General features: G+C 43.0%; 18 protein-coding genes and 1 tRNA gene. 7 read left to right on the top strand and 12 right to left on the bottom strand.

The window, feature by feature from the left end:
* The first annotated feature begins 53 nt into the window (after positions 1 to 53).
* A complete protein-coding gene (locus tag HYN43_RS08555) occupies positions 54 to 635 on the top strand; it encodes a nitroreductase family protein (protein ID WP_119409044.1) in 582 nt (193 codons plus the stop codon).
* A gap of 222 nt (positions 636 to 857) precedes the next feature.
* The gene (locus HYN43_RS08560) at positions 858 to 1,649 is read left to right on the top strand and encodes a murein L,D-transpeptidase catalytic domain family protein (protein ID WP_119409045.1); all 792 of its coding nucleotides are present in this window, start codon (positions 858 to 860) and stop codon (positions 1,647 to 1,649) included.
* 63 nt (positions 1,650 to 1,712) lie between these two features.
* On the opposite strand, the gene HYN43_RS08565 is transcribed toward HYN43_RS08560, so the two are convergent.
* Positions 1,713 to 3,254 (bottom strand): L,D-transpeptidase scaffold domain-containing protein, encoded by a 1,542-nt coding sequence (locus HYN43_RS08565; RefSeq protein WP_119409046.1) that lies wholly within the window; start codon positions 3,252 to 3,254, stop codon positions 1,713 to 1,715.
* 128 nt (positions 3,255 to 3,382) lie between these two features.
* Between HYN43_RS08565 and HYN43_RS08570 the strand changes: the two genes are divergently transcribed.
* Together HYN43_RS08570 and HYN43_RS08575 are read left to right on the top strand one after the other, a co-directional pair.
* The gene (locus tag HYN43_RS08570; RefSeq protein WP_119409047.1) at positions 3,383 to 4,393 is read left to right on the top strand and encodes a glycosyl hydrolase; all 1,011 of its coding nucleotides are present in this window, start codon (positions 3,383 to 3,385) and stop codon (positions 4,391 to 4,393) included.
* On the top strand, positions 4,393 to 4,908 hold the full coding sequence (locus HYN43_RS08575) for a DinB family protein (RefSeq protein ID WP_119409048.1): 516 nt from the start codon (positions 4,393 to 4,395) through the stop codon (positions 4,906 to 4,908). Before HYN43_RS08570 ends, HYN43_RS08575 begins: the two co-directional genes overlap by 1 nt.
* 193 nt (positions 4,909 to 5,101) lie before the next feature.
* On the opposite strand, the gene HYN43_RS08580 is transcribed toward HYN43_RS08575, so the two are convergent.
* From HYN43_RS08580 to HYN43_RS08625, 10 genes are all read right to left on the bottom strand, one after another.
* Positions 5,102 to 5,731 (bottom strand): HAD family hydrolase, encoded by a 630-nt coding sequence (locus HYN43_RS08580; protein WP_119409049.1) that lies wholly within the window; start codon positions 5,729 to 5,731, stop codon positions 5,102 to 5,104.
* Between the two features lie 10 nt (positions 5,732 to 5,741).
* On the bottom strand, positions 5,742 to 6,974 hold the full coding sequence (locus HYN43_RS08585) for an MFS transporter (protein WP_119409050.1): 1,233 nt from the start codon (positions 6,972 to 6,974) through the stop codon (positions 5,742 to 5,744).
* Between the two features lie 180 nt (positions 6,975 to 7,154).
* The gene (gene aroC / locus HYN43_RS08590; protein WP_119409051.1) at positions 7,155 to 8,249 is read right to left on the bottom strand and encodes a chorismate synthase; all 1,095 of its coding nucleotides are present in this window, start codon (positions 8,247 to 8,249) and stop codon (positions 7,155 to 7,157) included.
* 287 nt (positions 8,250 to 8,536) lie between these two features.
* Positions 8,537 to 9,838: a 3-phosphoshikimate 1-carboxyvinyltransferase gene (gene aroA / locus HYN43_RS08595; RefSeq protein WP_119409052.1), complete on the bottom strand. Its 1,302-nt coding sequence runs from the start codon at positions 9,836 to 9,838 to the stop codon at positions 8,537 to 8,539.
* A gap of 7 nt (positions 9,839 to 9,845) precedes the next feature.
* Entirely contained in the window at positions 9,846 to 10,976 is a 1,131-nt protein-coding gene (locus HYN43_RS08600) for a chorismate mutase (protein ID WP_119409053.1), read from the bottom strand.
* A gap of 92 nt (positions 10,977 to 11,068) precedes the next feature.
* A complete protein-coding gene (locus tag HYN43_RS08605) occupies positions 11,069 to 11,977 on the bottom strand; it encodes a prephenate dehydratase (RefSeq protein WP_119409054.1) in 909 nt (302 codons plus the stop codon).
* 281 nt (positions 11,978 to 12,258) lie between these two features.
* Positions 12,259 to 13,095, bottom strand: a complete 837-nt coding sequence (locus HYN43_RS08610; RefSeq protein WP_119409055.1) for a PH domain-containing protein — start codon at positions 13,093 to 13,095, stop codon at positions 12,259 to 12,261.
* Between the two features lie 47 nt (positions 13,096 to 13,142).
* Entirely contained in the window at positions 13,143 to 14,069 is a 927-nt protein-coding gene (locus HYN43_RS08615) for a sterol desaturase family protein (protein WP_162996386.1), read from the bottom strand.
* Position 14,070: 1 nt separating this feature from the next.
* Positions 14,071 to 15,126 (bottom strand): 3-dehydroquinate synthase, encoded by a 1,056-nt coding sequence (aroB, locus tag HYN43_RS08620; RefSeq protein ID WP_119409056.1) that lies wholly within the window; start codon positions 15,124 to 15,126, stop codon positions 14,071 to 14,073.
* A gap of 2 nt (positions 15,127 to 15,128) precedes the next feature.
* Positions 15,129 to 15,335, bottom strand: a complete 207-nt coding sequence (locus HYN43_RS08625; protein ID WP_119409057.1) for an RNA-binding S4 domain-containing protein — start codon at positions 15,333 to 15,335, stop codon at positions 15,129 to 15,131.
* A 58-nt stretch (positions 15,336 to 15,393) separates the two neighbouring features.
* Between HYN43_RS08625 and HYN43_RS08630 the strand changes: the two genes are divergently transcribed.
* Complete coding sequence (locus HYN43_RS08630; RefSeq protein ID WP_121540030.1) at positions 15,394 to 16,599, top strand: proline dehydrogenase family protein; 1,206 nt, start codon at positions 15,394 to 15,396, stop codon at positions 16,597 to 16,599.
* Between the two features lie 19 nt (positions 16,600 to 16,618).
* Here the strand turns inward: HYN43_RS08630 and HYN43_RS08635 are convergent, their stop codons facing one another.
* On the bottom strand, positions 16,619 to 17,251 hold the full coding sequence (locus HYN43_RS08635) for an HAD family hydrolase (protein WP_205589901.1): 633 nt from the start codon (positions 17,249 to 17,251) through the stop codon (positions 16,619 to 16,621).
* Between the two features lie 249 nt (positions 17,252 to 17,500).
* On the opposite strand from HYN43_RS08635, the gene HYN43_RS08640 reads away from it, so the two are divergent.
* Positions 17,501 to 17,574, top strand: a tRNA-Ile gene (locus HYN43_RS08640).
* 184 nt (positions 17,575 to 17,758) lie between these two features.
* The gene (locus HYN43_RS08645; RefSeq protein ID WP_119411320.1) at positions 17,759 to 19,024 is read left to right on the top strand and encodes a tyrosine-type recombinase/integrase; all 1,266 of its coding nucleotides are present in this window, start codon (positions 17,759 to 17,761) and stop codon (positions 19,022 to 19,024) included.
* Positions 19,025 to 19,066 lie beyond the last annotated feature (42 nt).

Consider the following 19,066-nt stretch of genomic DNA (forward strand, 5'->3'; position numbering starts at 1 on the left):
TTAGCGAATTAGTGATCAATATCATTAATTTGCTAACTCTATATGACTTACTTATGGATTCTGCAACATTTTCAACCATTGCCCAAATTATAAAAACACGCCGTTCAGTTAAACCAGCTGCCATGAACGGTCATAAAATACCTAATGCGCAGGTTGCCGCGCTGCTTGAACTGGCCGATTGGGCGCCAACACACGGCTTTACCGAGCCATGGCGTTTTGTTGTATACGAAGACGCCACCGTATTTGCTGCCGAGCATGCTGAAGTGTACAGGAAAAGTGTATCTGTTGATGATTTTAACGAAACCACTTATAACAATCTAAAAAACCTGGGTAACCTGGTATCGCATGCCATTATCACCATCATGAAACGTGGCGATTTGCCAAAAATTCCACCGTTTGAAGAGATCGCTGCAGCGTCGAGCGCTATTCAGAATATCCTTTTAGGGGCTACTGCCTTAAATATCGCATCTTTCTGGAGCACAGGAGGCGCTATTCTGAAACCGGCTTTCAAAGAGTTTTTGGAACTGAGGGAAGAAGACGTGGTTATGGGTGTGTTATACCTTGGTTATGCCGATCAATATCCCGAAGGAAAACGTACCATTCCGTTAGAGGATAAGATAAAATGGGTTAAATAATTTAACCTATAACTTTTTCTTTTTACGCTCCGTATAAAACCCGGGTTTGTTGCTTAGATTTTAACTTATTTTCATTTTAGTAAAAAATACTGTTTTATTAACTTGCATTTTAAGTTTTAAACTATATTTTTGTGTCGGCCTGTTAACAGCAGGTTAACCGAATATCCAAACCCTGTTACTATACCCTAATTAATCAAATTAAATTAAACTCAGGCAAAGCGTATGAGGAAACATTTTTTGTGGGTTACCATGGCGGTTTTCTTTTTCTCGGCAACAATTTTAAGCTGGAAATCGGATGGTGCAAACAGATCAGTGAAAGCGGGACGAAATGGAAGGTTTACTCCTAAAGAATTATTTGATCAATATGTAAATACCCTTTACCAGGCTGCGCAATTACAGCAGGCCGGATTAGCATTTGATGTATTTGAAAAGGCAGTTACAGGTTATACCAATCTGAAATTAAACCACGTTGTACCGGAAAGCAGCTCGATATTAACCGTGATTGATTTTACGCAATCAAGCCGCGAAAAGAGGATGTGGATTGTTGATCTGTTTAGTAAGCAATTGCTATTAAATACATGGGTTGCTCATGGATCGGGCAGTGGTGAAGAAATGGCCAACAGTTTTTCGGATAGGAATGATTCGCATCAAAGCAGCCTCGGTTTTTATGTTACAGATAAGCCATACATTGGCAGGCACGGCCGTTCATTATACCTGGATGGATTGGACGAGGGCTTTAACAGCAGCGCCCGCATGCGCAGCATTGTATTACATGGCGCAAATTACGTAAGCCAGGCTGCTATCAATGAACAGGGATTTTTGGGTCGTAGTTTCGGTTGCCCGGCGGTATCGCCTAAATTGGTCAATAAAATAATTAACACAATACAAGGTAAAACGGTGATGTTTATCAACGGAAATGATTTGTCATACACTTCAAAGTACCTTGATGAGGCAGGGCCATTCAGCTTAATGGCCAATGCCGATACTACAGCATTTGATTCGGTTAAATTTTAAATCCAAACCAAATATAAACCAAATCATGAAGCCCGGCTTACTTAGCAGTTTGCCGGGCATTTTTTATTTAGCCACAATATTTTCCATGTGTGCATAAAGCACTATATCTAATCCATACACATCCTGCCTGTATTGGATAGCTCCGTTTTCATCGGCCCAGCAGGTTACATAGGTAATATATATCGGCGTTTTTTTAGGCAGACCGATATTAGTTGGCTCGGGCTTATTAATTACCATATCGTTAGCAATGGTATCAAGGTCTGCACCTTCGCCAAACAGGTTTTTTGCCAAACCAAGCGGATCTCCGACACGCACACAACCATGGCTCACCGCCCTCATAGCGTGCCTGAAAGCTAATTTGTTAGGTGTATCATGCAAATAAACGCTGCTGCGGTTTTTAAACAAAAATTTAATTTTTCCCAATGAGTTTTCTTCGCCGGGGCGCTGTTTAAACTCATATTCAAGATTATCAGGCGTAACCTGCAACCAATCTATCGTTTCCGGGTCGGCTATTCTCTTACCATCTTTAAATACATCAATATTTTTGTTAGCGAGGTAATAGCGGTCATTTGCCGCTTCAACAATGATCTCTTTGGTAGCAATACTGCGCGGAATGTTCCATACCGGGTTTACCTCCACACTGTGAATTATGCTATTTAGCAAAGGTGTTTCGCGAGGGTATGGTTTATCAACTCTTGCTGTATCCTCAAAATGCGCCAATGTGTTCTGGTTTTCCATGTTACGGCCCTGGCCAACGCAAACCTTCATGTTTAAAACAGATTTACCATCTTCCATCACATCAAGCCGATAATCAGGAATATTAACAATTACGTATTTTGGCTCATACGGTTTGTTTCTCCAGCGCAGGCGTTCAAGGGCTACCAGTAGGTATCGCTTGCTTTCCTCACGGCTTAAGCCATTCAGCGTAACGCTATCGCGATAAGCTTTCTGTATCGCTAAGTACTGAGGGTTTTTAGGCTGAATGCTGTCCAGGTAGGTTTTGAAATTAGCGGTACTCAAAGTAGCCAGCATCCCAACGCTATCCGGGCGGCGGGTTGCCATAAAGTATCTCGAGTAAAGCTTCTTAGGGTTCATTACGCCGTACTGGAGCGCGTTGGAATACTTTACGAAGGCTCCCGCAGTGAGAATTTCAAGTTTGGCCAATGTTTCGTAACCCTCTTCGATGGTTTTGATCGCCGCTTTATCCTTAAGTTTAGCTACGAGGGTTTTAATTTCTTCCGTTGGATAAGAGGATGGGTCGAGGCCGTGTTCATTTATTCTGCTGATGTACTCAGGTAGCGCGTCCAGATCACCGTTGTTGAGGTGGTTTACCACTAAAATAGGTTCGTATCCGTTTTTTTTGAAGAAGGATTCGATAACCAGCGGGTTGGCTATTTTCTTTCGATAATTTGCAAATACTTTGTTGAAAACCGGGATGTAATCGGCGGTATCTGCTTTCTTAAAAATTTCGTTTTTAGTAACCCTGAACATCTCATCGGCTATCACCGAGTGCTTTTTTTTACAGCTTTGTAAGGCAAGCAACAAGACAAAACACGTGGAAAGTATAATGGGTAAAAAATGCTTTCTTATAGGGATAGGTATCATATTGCTTTGAAGATAGTTAAATATTGCACATGAATAGCAATAGCCATACCATAAAACGCCATCCTTTTTAATTATTTTTGAACACATTCGTTTATAAACTTTAATAGTAGTAACCTGTATTAATTAAAATGAAAAAGCTGTTGCCCTTTGCTTTCATCATGTTATTGCCTTTCATGGCTTTAGCACAGCGTTTTAAACCCGTAAATAAAGAAGCATCGCCTGAGGTAAATAAATTGCTCGGCTTTTTGTACAGCATAAAAGGCAAACATATTTTATCGGGACAGCAAAATTACAACAGCGACCGTGACGTTTTTTCAGACAGTGCCAAAGCAATTACCGGACAGTTCCCCGCGGTGTGGGGTTCAGATTTCATGCTTTGGGGAGATAAAGACCTCGGGCCGGATTTGGTAAAAACGGCCAAACAAAAATGGCAGGATGGCTACCTTGTTACCATGATGTGGCACCAGGGCAGGCCAACTGATAACCCTCCGTACGATTGGAAGCAAAGCATCCAGGGTAAACTAACCGATACCCAATGGCAGGAATTGGTTACCCCTAATACCGCGCTGAATAAAAAATGGCTGGCGCAGATAGATGTGGTTGCCGGTTACCTTAAACAATTAAGAGATGCACGCGTACCCGTACTATGGCGGCCTTACCACGAAATGAATGGCGTTTGGTTTTGGTGGGGAAATAAAAAAGGTAGCAACGGGATTATAAAACTCTGGAAGATGATGTACGACAGGTATACCAACTATCACCATTTAAACAACCTGATTTGGGTTTGGGGACCCAATGGCCTGCGCGATATTCCATTAGATGAAGCGTATGATTACAAAGATTTTTACCCAGGTGCCGATTACGTTGATATTTTAGGTGCCGATATTTACCATTTTGATTACGAGCAAAAAGATTATAACGATCTGATCAAAGTAGCCAACGGAAAAATCATCGCCCTAACCGAAACCGGCGAATTGCCAAAACCCGAAATACTGGCCGCCCAACCCGAATGGGCCTGGTTTATGGTATGGACAAGCTGGCTGTGGACAGATAATACACACGAGCGGGTAAAAACCATTTACGGCTTACCGCAAACCCTTAACCATGAAGAGGTAAAAGCCTTGCTAAACAAAAAATAATGTCTGCCGATAAACTACCCGAAGTATGGCTGCGCGGCGCATTAAATGACGTGCCTGCTTTATTACAGCCCGTTGCACACGCTTTGCTGCAAGCCCGCGAGGAGCTGAACGAATTGATGACGGGTTTTCCTGATAATTTGCTTTGGGAAAAAGTTGCCGGTATGGCATCGCCCGGGTTTCATTTACAGCATTTAACAGGTGTGCTGGACAGGCTTTTTACTTATGGTAAAGGAGAGTCATTAAGCGAAAAACAATTGGCGTATCTGGCAGCCGAAGGAAAACCAAATGGCCAAGCGATAACCGTTACCACTTTAGTTAATGCTTTTAATAATAAGATCGATGAGGTAATTGGGCAACTTAAAACTACCGATGAATTAGTTTTAACCGAATGGCGTGGGGTAGGGCGGGCGCAATTACCATCTACGGTTATGGGTTTATATACCCATTCGGCAGAGCATACGATGAGACATTTGGGCCAGCTTATCGTAACTGTAAAGGTGCTTAGGGCGAGATAATAAGATGGCCGTAAGGTCGCTTACAGAAACGTGACACCTACGGAGTCGGGACGTTTTCATTAAGTCTCTATAAACACGTTACTCCTACGGAGTATGCTTTGTGTAGGGACATCACTCCGTATGAGTAATGTGTTTATAGCTAAGGAAAAAAATAGTTGAGGGCTCCGTTAGGTACCTCGTGTATTCTGCCGATTTATGGCCGGCTTTCAGCTATCGTAGCCGCATCTCTTAAGTTTTTTGAACGATAAGTTACTTCTGCATCCGGATGTTTATCTTCCGGATCGTACAAAAACGTATCGATACCTAATTCACTTGCGGCTTTTATTTCCGATTCCGGATCATCACCAATAATCAACACGTCTTGGGGCCGGTAATCATATTTCTCCAATATCAGTGCAAAGATGGCTTTTTTGGTTAGGGGAGAAAGTTCGGGATCAACAATATGAATCGCTTCAAAATCGTTTTCAATATCCAGCATCCTAACTTTGCTCCATTGCAGTTTGGTAAAGCCGGTGGTAACCAAAAACCTGGTGATGTTTGCCTCGCGGATATGGCTGTAATCATCAAAAGGCTGCATTGGCAGGTTGTACTCGATATTGTTTAACAGCTCAAGTCCTTTGTTTTTTATGTCCTCGCTAAAATTGTGCTTATCGGCAACTTTTTGGTAGGGGATCCGCTTCAGGTCTTCTTTAATACTTTGGATGAGATCAATATCATTGATATGCTCATCAAGAAAACTGAACAGTTCATTAAACAAATTGCCGGCAATGGAATTTACCGGGTATATCGTATTGTCAAGATCTAAAATGAGCGCTTTTTTCATAGTATCTATTTTAAGGCAAAACCGGCACTTTTTTATCTGTCGGTTTAGACTTTTTCATCACCACGTAACCACAGGCTACAAACAGGCAAACACCACCCAACAACCACCAAAGCATTTCGAACCCACCGTAGGCAATTACCTGGCTGCCTAAAAATGGCGCAATGATCTGCGCACCGGCCCACGACATGCTGTACAATGCTGCATACTCGCCCCGGTTACGCACGTTCGACCGGCCTATCCAAAACGTATTCATAAAAGGCATGCTCAGCATTTCGCCAAGTGTAACCATGGTTACAATAAGCAGGGCTACCCAGGGCACATGCGGCATAACATTCAGCAAAACAAAACTGCAGCCGGTAACCAATATGCCGGATGCGATGTATGTTAACGGCTGCCTTTTGCCCTCAAGCCAGTTGATCAATACCATTTCTACCAGCACAATCAGTACACCATTCCAGGCCAGCAGGGAGCCTATAAGCCGTTCGTTAAAATGCCATTGTACTTTGTAAAACACCGGCTGCATAATAAAAAACTGGAAAAAACAGGTGGCGAAAAGTGTAGCCAATAGTATAAATACCAGGTAAACACCATCTCTGTAGGCCGACGAAAACACCTCATCAAAACCGGCGGCGGCTTCTTTAATAGTTTTTGCCACCTTTGATCGCGGCATCAATATCAACAGCAATACGCCTGCGGCAATATTGGTGCAGCCATCAACCCAAAAAAGTAAATGATAATTAATTGAGGCCAGTAATCCGCCTAAGCCACCGCCAAAAGCCCAGCCTAAATTAGTAGCCAGCCGGTTGAGCGAATAGGAGCGGGTTTTATTTTCCTCGGTGCTGTAATGAGCTATGGCCGTTGAGTTTGCAGGTCTGAACGATTCATTACAGATGCTCAAAACCAATGTAAAAATGGCCATGCTGATAAAATTACGCTGATAACCAAGTATCAAAAAGAGCAATCCACCGGTAAGCAAAGCGCCAACCTGCAAATCATAAAACCCGATTTTATTAATCAGTTTACCACCAATAAATCCGCCTGATACAGCGCCAACCCCAAAAATGGCCATAATATAACCCGACTGCTCGATGGTAAAATGCAGTTCTCGGATAGTATAGATAGTCATGAAAGGTACAACCATGGTGCCGCTGCGGTTAATAAGCATCACAATACTCAGGTACCAGCTGTTTTTTGAAAGTCCGCTATAGGCTTGTTTGTATAATTGGATAAGAGTGGTAAACATAGCCTTACAAAGATAGGGGATTGAGCTGAAAGCTGAAGGCTGAAAGCATAAAGCTTTTTATTTGAGCTTAAAGCAAAAGGCCGAAAGCTTAAAGCATCCTATTTAATGCGTTAAGTTTTCGGCCTTTTTAGCTTTTTGCTTTCAGCCCAATTTTTGCTTTCTGCTTTCAGCCTTCAGCTTTCAGCTCAATTTAGCGTTTTTATTCCTCAGCCAATGATCGGCTAAAACGAGGGCTGCCATGGCCTCAACAATAGGTACCGCGCGGGGCACCACGCAAGGATCGTGACGGCCTTTGCCCGATATTTCGGCGGCGTTGCCCTGGCTGTCAATGGTTGCCTGGTTTTTCATGATGGTGGCAACCGGTTTAAAAGCAACTTTAAACTCGATAGGCATACCGTTGCTGATACCGCCCTGGATGCCGCCCGAAAAATTAGTAATGGTATGCACATCGCCCAAATGCGATTTTACAAAAATGTCGTTATGCTCTGAACCACGCATTTCGCTGCCTTCAAAGCCCGAGCCAAATTCAAAGCCGTGTACGGCATTGATGCTCAACATGGCTTTGCCTAAATCGGCATGCAACTTGTCAAACACGGGTTCGCCAAGGCCAACCGGGCAGTTTTTTACATAGCAGCTTATTTTGCCACCAACGGTATCGCCATCTTTACGTACGCTGTCGATAAATTCGATCATTTCTTCGGCCGTGGCCGGATCGGCGCAGCGTACAATGTTTTTTTCGCGTTCCTCAATAAACTCCAGCGGATCAGTAATAAACACGTTTGGCGCATTTATCTTGCCCACACTGCTTACATGGGCAACAATTTCGATGCCTTGTGTTTTAAGTAACAATTTTGCCAAAGCACCTGCTGCTACCCGGGCCGCCGTTTCGCGGGCTGATGAACGGCCGCCACCACGGTGATCACGGATCCCGTATTTGGTTTGATAGGTATAATCGGCATGCGATGGGCGGAAAACATCCACGTTATGACTGTAATCCTTTGATCGCTGATCTTCGTTAGGGATCAGCATTGCGATAGGCGTACCTGTAGTTTTGCCCTCAAACGTGCCCGACAGGATCTTTACCGTATCGCTCTCTTTACGTTGAGTAGTTATTTTTGATTGACCGGGTTTACGTTTATCCAGTTCGCCCTGAATATAGTCAAGGTCAACCTGCAAACCGGCCGGGCATCCATCAATAATTACACCAATGGCCTCACCATGCGATTCGCCAAAAGTGGTTATCCTGAATAATTGCCCGAATGAGTTACCTGCCATGTGTTTTTTGGGATTTCACCGATGCGGTTTGATTACACCGATTTGTTTGTCATTAAGTCGTTTGTCATTAGGTCATTTTTTGAATGACCATTTAGTTTGTCATGTCGAGTAAGTAAAAGCCGCGGCATCTGAAAGTAAAATGGCATTAGCCACCTTGTCATGCTGAGGAACGAAGCATCTTCTCCGCCCTGCATAGCGGCCATGCTTGTCGTAGAAGATCCTTCGTTCCTCAGGATGACAAAAGATACTACTCAGTATCTTACGGGGAAACCTTTCAGCTTTTGCCTTTATCCTTTCACCTCAACTTCTTCCACTTCAAACCCTTGCTTTTCCAGATCAGTCCAGAAAGCGGGGTATGATTTATCAACTACCGGACCGTTCTCAAATTCCATTTTTGGAAGAACAAGAGCCAGCGGCGCGAAGGCCATAGCCATGCGGTGATCATGGTAAGTGTTGATGAAGATGTTATCCGGGATAAATTTTTCGCTGCAATCTAAGGTGTAAACTTCATCTTTTTCAATCAGTTTAACGCCCATTTTGCCAAGCTCGGTTTGTAAGGCTAAAATGCGGTCGGTTTCTTTGATCTTTAAGGTTTCGAGGCCGGTAAATGATGCTTCGTGGCTTAAGGCCGCGCATACAACAATTACGGTTTGTGCCAGATCGGGGCATTCTTTCAAATCAAATTCGCGGCGGGCGATAGGTTTGTTCTCCTTTTTCAAGTGAACGCCGCCATCTTTAAACTGCGAGGTGATCCCAAAGTTAGCCATAATCTCGGTGATGACGCTATCACCCTGTAAACTGTACGGTGTAAGGCCCGTTAAAAACAGTTCGGCCTCATCAGCCAAAGCAGCAATAGCATACCAGTACGAAGCTGCGCTCCAATCCGGCTCAACGCTTAACGTTGTAGTTGCAAAATCCTGCTTGGCTATCGAAATTACGTTGCCTTCCCAATTGTGTTTAATGCCGGCGGTTTCTAACATCGCTAAGGTCATTTCAACATACGGGCGGGAGGTTAAATCGCCTTCAATGTGTAATTCCAAACCTTCGGGCAAGCTTGAGGCTATCAGCAACAATGCAGTAATGTATTGGCTGCTGATATTGCCTTTTATGCTGATTTGATTGGTTTGTTGTTTAAAGCCACCTTTTAATTTGATGGGAGGGTAGCCGTCGTTTTCTTCATAATCGATATTGCCGCCCAGCACACGTAAGGCATCAACCAATATGCCTATCGGGCGCTCTTTCATGCGTTTGCTGCCGGTTAATATCACTTCATCTTGCTGAATAGCATAGTAAGCAGTAAGGAAGCGCATTGCTGTACCGGCAGGACCGATATCAACGATATCCGATTTGCAATTTTCAATTTCGGAATTATCCGGAGAAGCATCGCCCGCTAAAATCTCCTGATTCTTTCTCAAAATTCCGGCAAGCAACACAGCATCAGCAGCATCAGATACATTCTCAACCCTTACCGCGCCCCTGCTTAGCGCCTCGATGATGAGGGCACGGTTACACTCACTTTTTGAACCGGTGAGGTTAACCGTACCATTAACGAGTTTGTTGTTTCTTTTAAGAATGATGTTTTGCATCATTGTCAAATTAAGCGTGTGTAAGTTTTTCTGCAGCCTGACCCTGACCAGCTTCTGCGTTCATGATCTCGGTTTGGCGACGGATAGATTCACTGTGAACTAATTCGAGTAATTTTTCGGTAAACTCGCCGCTTAATTTTAAGGCTTTACCATAAGTAGTACGTTTTTGCAGGATCTCGTCCCAACGGCCAACTTGTAAAATGGTAATGTTGTTATCTTTTTTGTACTGACCGATTTTTTCGGCAATCTGCATACGCTCGGCAATTTTCTGGATTACCAGGTCGTCAATTTTATCAATCTGGTTACGCAGTTCGGCCAGTTTATCGTTTACATCAGCGTTTTTAACTTCGGGTTTACGTAGAGCTAAGTGGTTGATGATATCGGCAAGGGCAGCAGGGGTAACCTGTTGTTTGGCATCAGTCCATGCTACACTTGGGTCGATGTGCGATTCGATCATCAGGCCTTGCATATCAAGGTCTAAAGCTTTTTGCGAGATATAACCAATCAGGTCGCGGTTACCGGTAATGTGGCTTGGGTCGTTAATGATAGGCAATTCAGGAGCCAAAGTTTTAAGGCTGATGGCAACATCCCACATTGGTTCGTTACGGAAAGCAGATTTTTCGTAAGATGAGAAACCGCGGTGAATAGCCGCCAGTTTAGTGATACCCGCGTTGTTAATACGCTCTAAAGCACCAACCCATAACGAAAGATCAGGGTTTACCGGGTTTTTAACCATTACGGGCACGTCAACACCTTTAAGGGCATCGGCAATTTCCTGAACGGTGAACGGGTTAGCAGTTGAACGCGCGCCTACCCAAAGGATATCAACACCGGCAGCAAGGGCTTCTTCAACGTGTTTAGCAGTTGCAACTTCTACAGCAGTTGGAAGGCCGGTTTCTTCTTTAGCGCGTTTTAACCATTCCAAACCAATGCTACCGATGCCTTCAAACTCGCCCGGACGGGTACGTGGTTTCCAGATGCCGGCACGTAAAGCCGAAATTTTACCTGTTTGGGCTAATAAATGAGCGGTAGCTACTAACTGCTCTTCGGTTTCGGCACTGCAGGGGCCCGAAATTACTAATGGTTCGTTGTTGGTTTTGATCCAGCTGCTAAGCGGTTGGATGTTTAAATTTAGTTTCATTGTGTTTTGTATTAAACGGCTGGTTGTAAAGCCGATAGTTTTGTTAAATTTTATTTATGCTGATCTTTTTTGGTTTCTGTTTTATCGCAGAGTTAAGCGTTTCTCCGGATATTTATGTATTTGCGGATGCTTCGCTCGGCCCGGTGTTGTTTTGGCGGAGAGGATGGTTCATCATCATGCCGCTCATACTCGCCCAGGATGTTAAAGTTGTGGGTGTACTTCAGGATTTGTCTTATCGACGAATCATATTGTTTCTGCTCTTCCCACTCCACATCCACATAAAAATTATATTCGTTACGTTTTCCAAGGATCGGCATCGACTGGATTTTGCTCATGTTAATGCCTTCCTCGGCAAAAATATTAAGCACTTTGGCCAGCGCGCCAACCTTGTTGCTTACCTGGAAACACAGTGAAGCCTTATTAGCAGGTTTTTTTTCAATATTATCATGCTGGGTAAGGATCAGGAAGCGGGTAAAGTTTCTTTTGTTTGATTCGATACGGCGCTCCAGTACATCCAATCCGTAAAGCTGGGCAGCCAGCGCATTGGCTATTGCTACCGTATCTGTAAGCTGCTCATCCCTGATGCGTTTAGCGCAGGCGGCAGTATCGCTACTTTCAACAATTTTAAGGTGTGGGTACTCATCAAAAAAATCAACACATTGGCGCAGGGCTATGGGGTGCGAGGTTACGTATTTTACATCCTCAAACTTAACACCCGGCAAAGCCATCAGGTGCAGCTGGATAGGGAGGTAGATTTCGCCCACAACCGGGAAGCCATAATCAAGCAGCAGGGTGTAGTTAGGCAGGATGCTGCCGGCTATGCTGTTTTCGATGGCCATAACCACATAATCGGCCTCGCGTTTTTTCAGGCTCTCAAATGTTTGCTTAAAAGAGTTGCATTCGATGGTTTCTACGCCTTCGCCAAAGTACCTTATCGCGGCCTCTTCATGAAAGGAAGCCCTGATACCCTGAATTGCAACTTTTGGTCGTTCTATTTTCATAAACCCTGTTAAAGCAAAAAGTCCCGGCTTTTTGGGCCGGGACTTTTTAGTGTTTTATATGTTTTGTTTAGTACATATCAGTCCCGGCTCTTACTGGTAAAGTAAAAGTAGTAACCAAAAAAGTATGCACCTGTTAATTTCATTTGTTGTTTTTTTATTACGCCGTAAATGTACGGTAAAAAAAGAGTTTGTCAATAGATAATTTTATTTTTTGTTAAAAATAATAGGGCAACCAAATTTAATTTGGTTGGTGCTCCTGTTTTATATCGCTAACAGTTAAATTATCTTGCATTTAACCTGATGTGCAGTTTTTCCGGAAACTTTGCAAGTAGCGTATTCCCATCTATTAGGTGTCTCGGTTTGATAAATCTGCCATCTTTAAATATTATTTCAATATTGGTGATTGCTCCCTTGTTACCTACTTTATAATTAATCACCTCGATATCTAATTTATCATAAGTTTGAATGTGCTCTTTATCCTTGCCATACAAGAATGAGGTTTTGCCGCGCGAAATTTGCAGATATTGATGCCGGCCCTCCATTTGCCTAAGAAAAATATAACCAATCAGCATTCCCACCAAAATAACACCTACTATTGAAAAATTTAATGCGGATTTATCACCCGGTTTAAAAACACCAACAGAAGTAAAAGCAATAAATGATAATATATAAACAGAAACCCCTGAAGCCATTGCAAAAATTTTCAACGGGTTTACACGATATATAAAATTGGCGGTTTTAAAATGTGGCTGATTGCCGATATTAAAAAAATGCTTTTCGTACGATTTTAAGTCTAAGGTTTGATTAAAGAAAGCTTCTATCTGGTTACAGGCTTCATCGATGGATGGGGCATGGTATTCGTACAGATGATTATGATTATCGAGATAATAAACGCAAAACTTACCATTAAAAAACAATCCCAGTTTAAGATAATTCAAATCGTTATCCTGAATAGTTACCGAAGGCCCGGTTAATTGAATATCAGTCAAAGCCCGCTCGGCGTCCCAGGGAAAATCTTTGATAAGACGAATGGTTTCATCCAGATCACGCGGTTGTTCATCAGAAAACTCACCTTTTTCGTAGGTGTTATGTTGTAGTTTAGATACGAGCTGAAGCATCGGTTTAGGTAATTTATATAGTTTAAGACCGTTGCCAATTTAAAATGTTACGCGGCGGTTTCGTGTTTTTTATGCGCCTCTTCCATCTCTTCGTATTCTCTTTGCAAAACACGGGCTGTTTGCGTACTGCCGTCATGGCTCCAACCCGGGGGGTGGATGAAGTAACCTATTTTTGATTTCAGATCGGGAGCGTTTTTGGCATCGTGCAACAAAGCCTTCCACTCGTGAAACAGCACGTTTACAGGCCCCATATCGTCGGGTTGTTTGGTTAAACCGTACTTTACAGGCTCGGGCAGGTCCTCGTCTCTAAAAGTGCCAAACAATCTATCCCATATAATCAGCACCATCCCCATATTTTTATCAAGGTAGGGAATGTTTGAAGCATGGTGTACCCGGTGGTGTGCAGGGGTTACAAAAATCCAGCCGTACCATTTTGGCAGTGGGATTTTATATTGAGTATGTACCAGGTTGCCGTAAAGCTGGGTGATGAGATACGCATACAGAATATCTAAAGCGGTAAAGCCCATCAGCGCAAGCGGCAGATAAAAAAACACTCTGTAAAGCGGCTCAAATACCGTAGAGCGAAAACCTGTTGTAAAATTAAAATGTTCAGACGAGTGGTGGGTTACATGCATAGCCCAAAACATACGACAGTAGTGACCGGTGTAATGCAACACCCAATACAAAAAATCCTGAACTACCACCAGCACAAACCAGTACCAGAAAACATTTTGAATTTGAAACAGCCTGTAGTGCTGATACGTGTAATCCAACACAAAAAAGGTAAATACTTTTACACACAGGTTGGTAACAACGGCCAGCGAGGTAAGATAGATATTTGTAAGCGTATCGCGGGTTTCATAATATTTGCGGTCTTCCCAATAGCTCAGGGCCATTTCAATCAGGGTTAAAACCACCAGCAAGCCCATCAGCATTAAAGCAGCCTGATTTCGCGAATCTAAATGTTGCAGCATGTTACAGGTTAATGTAATATCTTAAACTATCGCAAAGTTCGTTGGCTGTGCACACATTATCAATACTGTAGCGGCCTATGTGTGTCAATAAGGTGCAATTAATTTCGTTTCCTACGTTTTTCTTGTCCTTTTGCATGTTGAGCAACAATTCGTCGAAGCTTTCTTCTTTAATTGTATACCTCGGATACAGATCACTTAATACTTTAACAATCTCGTTAAGCTCATCCACTGGCAGGCCAGCTTTTTTATAGGCGAGGTACGATTCGCAGATCATGCCGATTGCGATGGCTTCGCCATGTGTAAGGCTGTCTTCATCGTGCAATAACGAATAAGTTTCAACCGCGTGGCCAATAGTATGACCAAAATTTAAAGCTTTCCGAATACCTTTTTCGTGAGGATCTGCTATCGTGATCTCATTCTTTATCTCCACCGAACGATGAACCAACTCAACCGACGGGTTTTTAAGATTGCTTGATTTAAGGTTGTTCCAGTAACCGGCATCAACAATTAAACCATGTTTTAACATCTCGGCCAGGCCCGAAAGTACCTGGCGGGGCGGCAGGCTCTGCAAAAACTCATGCGCCATAAAAACGGCTTTAGGCATGGTAAAAGTGCCTATAATGTTTTTGATCCCATCAACATCAATACCTGTTTTGCCGCCTACAGAAGCATCAACCTGCGAAAGCAGGGTAGTGGGTACCTGCACAAAATCAATCCCCCGTTTATAGGTTGAAGCCGCGAAACCTCCCATATCGGTAATAACACCTCCACCGAGGTTTACCATCAGGCTTTTACGGTCGGCGCCAAAATCGATCAGCATTTTCCAAACGCCAACACAAAAATCAATATTCTTATTTTCCTCGCCCGATTGAACCTCGATCAGATCATAAGTAAGGCCGTCAAGTTTGCTGGTAAGTAAAGGCAGGCAGTGTTCGCCTGTATTTTCGTCGGTTAAGATGAAGAACTTGGTGTACTTACCTTTTTCAATAAATTTTACTAATTCGTCAAGAGCGTTATCAAAATAAACCGCGTAATTATCGCTTTGGATAGTGTTCATTGTTATATTACAATAATTTTACTCCCATCAAACTCAACCGTATCGCCGCGTTTTACTTTAAGGCGTTTACGATAGTCAACCTCGCCGTTGTATTTCACAAGGCCCTCGGTAACAACTATTTGCGCTTCGCCGCCGGTTTGTACTAAGTTTGCAGCTTTGAGTAGCTGAATCATGGGGATAAATTCCCCTTCTAACTTAAATTCGATCATGGGATGGCAAAAATAAACTATTCGTGCAATTATGAGTTATCATTTTATAATTTTGCAGATGACCTCTTACGAAAATAACAATAATCAAGGGCAAAATACGCCCTCTTTCGAAAATACAGAGATAGCTTTCCGCCATTCGTCCGATACTGATTTGAACCGCGCTTACTGGCTGTTCAAAATGATCAACGTTAATTTTTTGGTAAAGATTGGGCCGCCGGTTACCAATTTTGCCATGAAGGTTGGCTTACCTATTAAAAGCATTATCAAAGCTACCATATTTAAACATTTTTGCGGCGGCGAAACCATTGCCGAATGCGATAATACCATTAAAAACCTTTACAGCGGCCGGGTAGGTACCATTTTAGATTACTCGGTAGAGGGAGAGGAGGAAGAAACGGTATTTGATAACACCCGTGACGAAATTATCCGCACCATTGAGCGTGCAGCCAAAGACAAAGCCATTCCGCTTACCGTATTTAAGGTAACCGGTGTGGGGCGTTTCGGTTTGCTGGAGAAACTTGATGCCCGCCTTAAACTGAGCGATACCGAAGAAGAGGAGTGGAGAAGGGTACAGAACAGGGTGCTGGCTATTTGTGATAAAGCATATAAAGCCAATGTACCGGTAATGATTGATGCCGAGGAAAGCTGGATCCAGGATACTATCGATCTGCTGGCCCTTACCATGATGACCCGCTTTAACAAGCAAAAGCCTATAGTATATAATACTTACCAAATGTACAGGCATGATAAACTGGCTTCCATGCTGAACGACCATGCCATAGCCCAAAGCGAGGGCTTTATATTAGGTGCCAAAATAGTGCGCGGTGCCTATATGGAAAAAGAGCGTAAACGTGCCGAAGAAAAAGGCTACCCATCGCCAATTCAACCTGATAAAAAATCGGCCGATCTGGATTATGATTCGGCGCTTGATTATTGTACCAGCCATATCAACGAAATAGCCTTTATAGCCGGTACGCATAACGAAGAAAGCTGCCGCCTGCTGGCCGAATTACTTAACACCAAAGGCATCGATCATAAGCACCCTCACGTTTACTTTTCGCAATTGCTGGGCATGAGCGATAACCTGAGCTTTAACCTGGCACATGCAGATTATAATGTAGCTAAATACGTACCCTACGGACCGGTAAAAGCTGTATTACCATACCTTTTCCGCCGGGCGCAGGAAAACACGGCCATAGCCGGGCAAATGAGCCGCGAGCTAAGCCTGATCAGTAAAGAAAGAAAACGCCGCAAAAGCGCTTAATTATAAACGGGAGTATTTATTAAATTAAATGCTCCCGTTTTGCAAATAGCTGGATGGTATCCGGTGCGGTCATTAAAAAAGTTTGGATACCCAGTTTTTTGGCAGCCTCCAAATGCTGCGGACTATCATCTATAAATAACGTCTCCTCCGGTTTCAGGTTATTCTCTTTCAATACCTGCTCAAAAATGGCGGGCTCGGGTTTGCGTTTGCCGGTAAGGTGCGAGTAATATGTTTTTTCGAAAAGGTGATCGTTGCCATCAAAACCAAAATCGGTTTTAAGGTAGTTCATGATATAATCGTAGTGGATGGCGTTGATGTTGCTGAGCAAAAAGGTGCGGTATTTATCTTTTAGTTGGAGCAGCAAATCGTGGTTGCCTTCTGCAATTCCAACTAAAATGCTGTTCCAGGCGGCATCGATCTGCTCATCGGTAAGGGCCGGGTTATTGGTTTTTTCCCTCACATACTCCCTGAACTGGGCCGCGGTAACCTCGCCGCGATCAAATTTATCAAAAATTGCATCCTGCTCTTTATGGCCAAAAAAGGTTTCGGGATTAGCGATACCTAACTGATTCCATGATTGTTGAACCCGTTTAAAATCAATACTGAAGATAACGTTACCGTAATCGAAGATGATATTTTTAATATTTTCCATAAAAAGAGTTTGAGATATGGGCGCAAATATGTAAAATTGCACCCGCAAACAAAAACAAAATAACCGCGCCTATAGCTCAGTCGGTTAGAGTAGAAGACTCATAATCTTGCTGAATAATAGGCGAAAAAAGGTTAAATTTGGCGATTGTTAGCCACAGAAATTTGCAAATAACCCTTGAAAATTTCTGATTAACAAATAGAAAAATAAGACCTTAAAATTTTGGCCCCGGCCAAAAGATTAAAACCGTAAGCGCCTATAGCTCAGTCGGTTAGAGTAGGAGACTCATAATCTCTTGGTCCCTGGTTCGAGCCCAGGTGGGCGCACTTCAGTAAAAGCCGTTTCTGTATTGGGACGGCTTTTTTTGTTTCTAAACGCGGAATAGGAACCTTCGCAGCACTGCTAATTTAGAGCACCTTTTTAGCAGGATTTACATGTTTTTTTGTTGAATTTCACGTCCATTTGTTACAAATATGCTACAACAAATCGGCGTGCTAATGAATGTAAATCATGGCAACCGTAAGCGCAAAAGTTTATGAACACCACAAGAAAAAAGATGGCACCTTCAATGTTAAGATCATTGTTTACCATCAGCAAGACCGGAAACATATTGATACTATTCATTTTGTTTCCAAAAGGCAATTAACTCCTGATTTGGAAATCAAGGATAAATTCCTGAACAAGATTATTGATGACACCCTCGATGATTATCGGACTACCATCAGTAACCTCGGAACTAAACTGGATTTTTTTACCTGCGAAGAACTTCGGGATTATTTAAGGGATAAAGACAAGGAAGTTGATTTTATTGAGTTTTGTACGGAACACATTAGACAGGAAAGGAAAGATAAGCGGGATGGCTCTGCAAATAACCATCGTAGGGTTAAAAACAGCCTGATCGACTATTTCAAAAAAGATTCTGTATCTATTAATGAAATTACTTCCCACATGTTGATTTCTTGGGAACGGTACCTGAAGACTGATCGGGAACAGGTCCGCGTAGGCAAAAGCGGCGTTGAGGTTATTTCAACCGTAAAAGGCATGAAAAAAGGTGGACTTTATACCATCATGCGGGATTTGCGAACCCTGTTCAATGCTGCAGTTGAAAAGTACAATGACGAGGAACGCGGTATATTAAAAATCAAGCACTATCCTTTTAAAAAGTATAAGCTCGGTGCTGCTCCCAAAACCAGGAAAAGGAATATTAGCCTTGAACAGGTAAAGATTGTCTGCGATTGCGAAATACAACCTGGAAGCTGGTCAGAACTTTCGAGGGACTTGTTTATGCTTAGTTTTTATATGTGCGGGTTAAATGCCGTGGATATGTATCAATTGGAACCTCTTTTGCCTGGTCAGGAACGATTGGAATATAATCGTTCTAAGACACGCGACATACGCGAGGATAATGCATTTATCAGCATTTATATCCCGGATGAGGCAAGGCCCATCTTGGAAAAATACGCCGGAAAGCTACAGGCAAAATTCGTATCTCATAATGGTCTGAATACCGCCTTGAGTATCGGTATGAAAGACTTGTGCAAAATTGCAGGTTTAGCAGGTGTTACATTTTATTGGGCACGGCATTCCTTTGCCAATATCGCGCGCAATAAGGGCGGTATGCATACTGATGATATTGGCCTCGCCCTGAACCATGTGGATGAAGAACATCCAACGACGGACATTTACTTAGATAAGGATTGGAGCCTGGCAGATTTAGTACAAAACTGCGTTCTTAACCTGTTTAGAGTGTATAATACGGAGAAGTTGACCAGGTGATTCCGTGGCAAATTGACCACCTAAAGTGCTGGCGAACGAGCG

It is taken from the genome of Mucilaginibacter celer, assembly GCF_003576455.2.
Lineage (GTDB): Bacteria > Bacteroidota > Bacteroidia > Sphingobacteriales > Sphingobacteriaceae > Mucilaginibacter > Mucilaginibacter celer.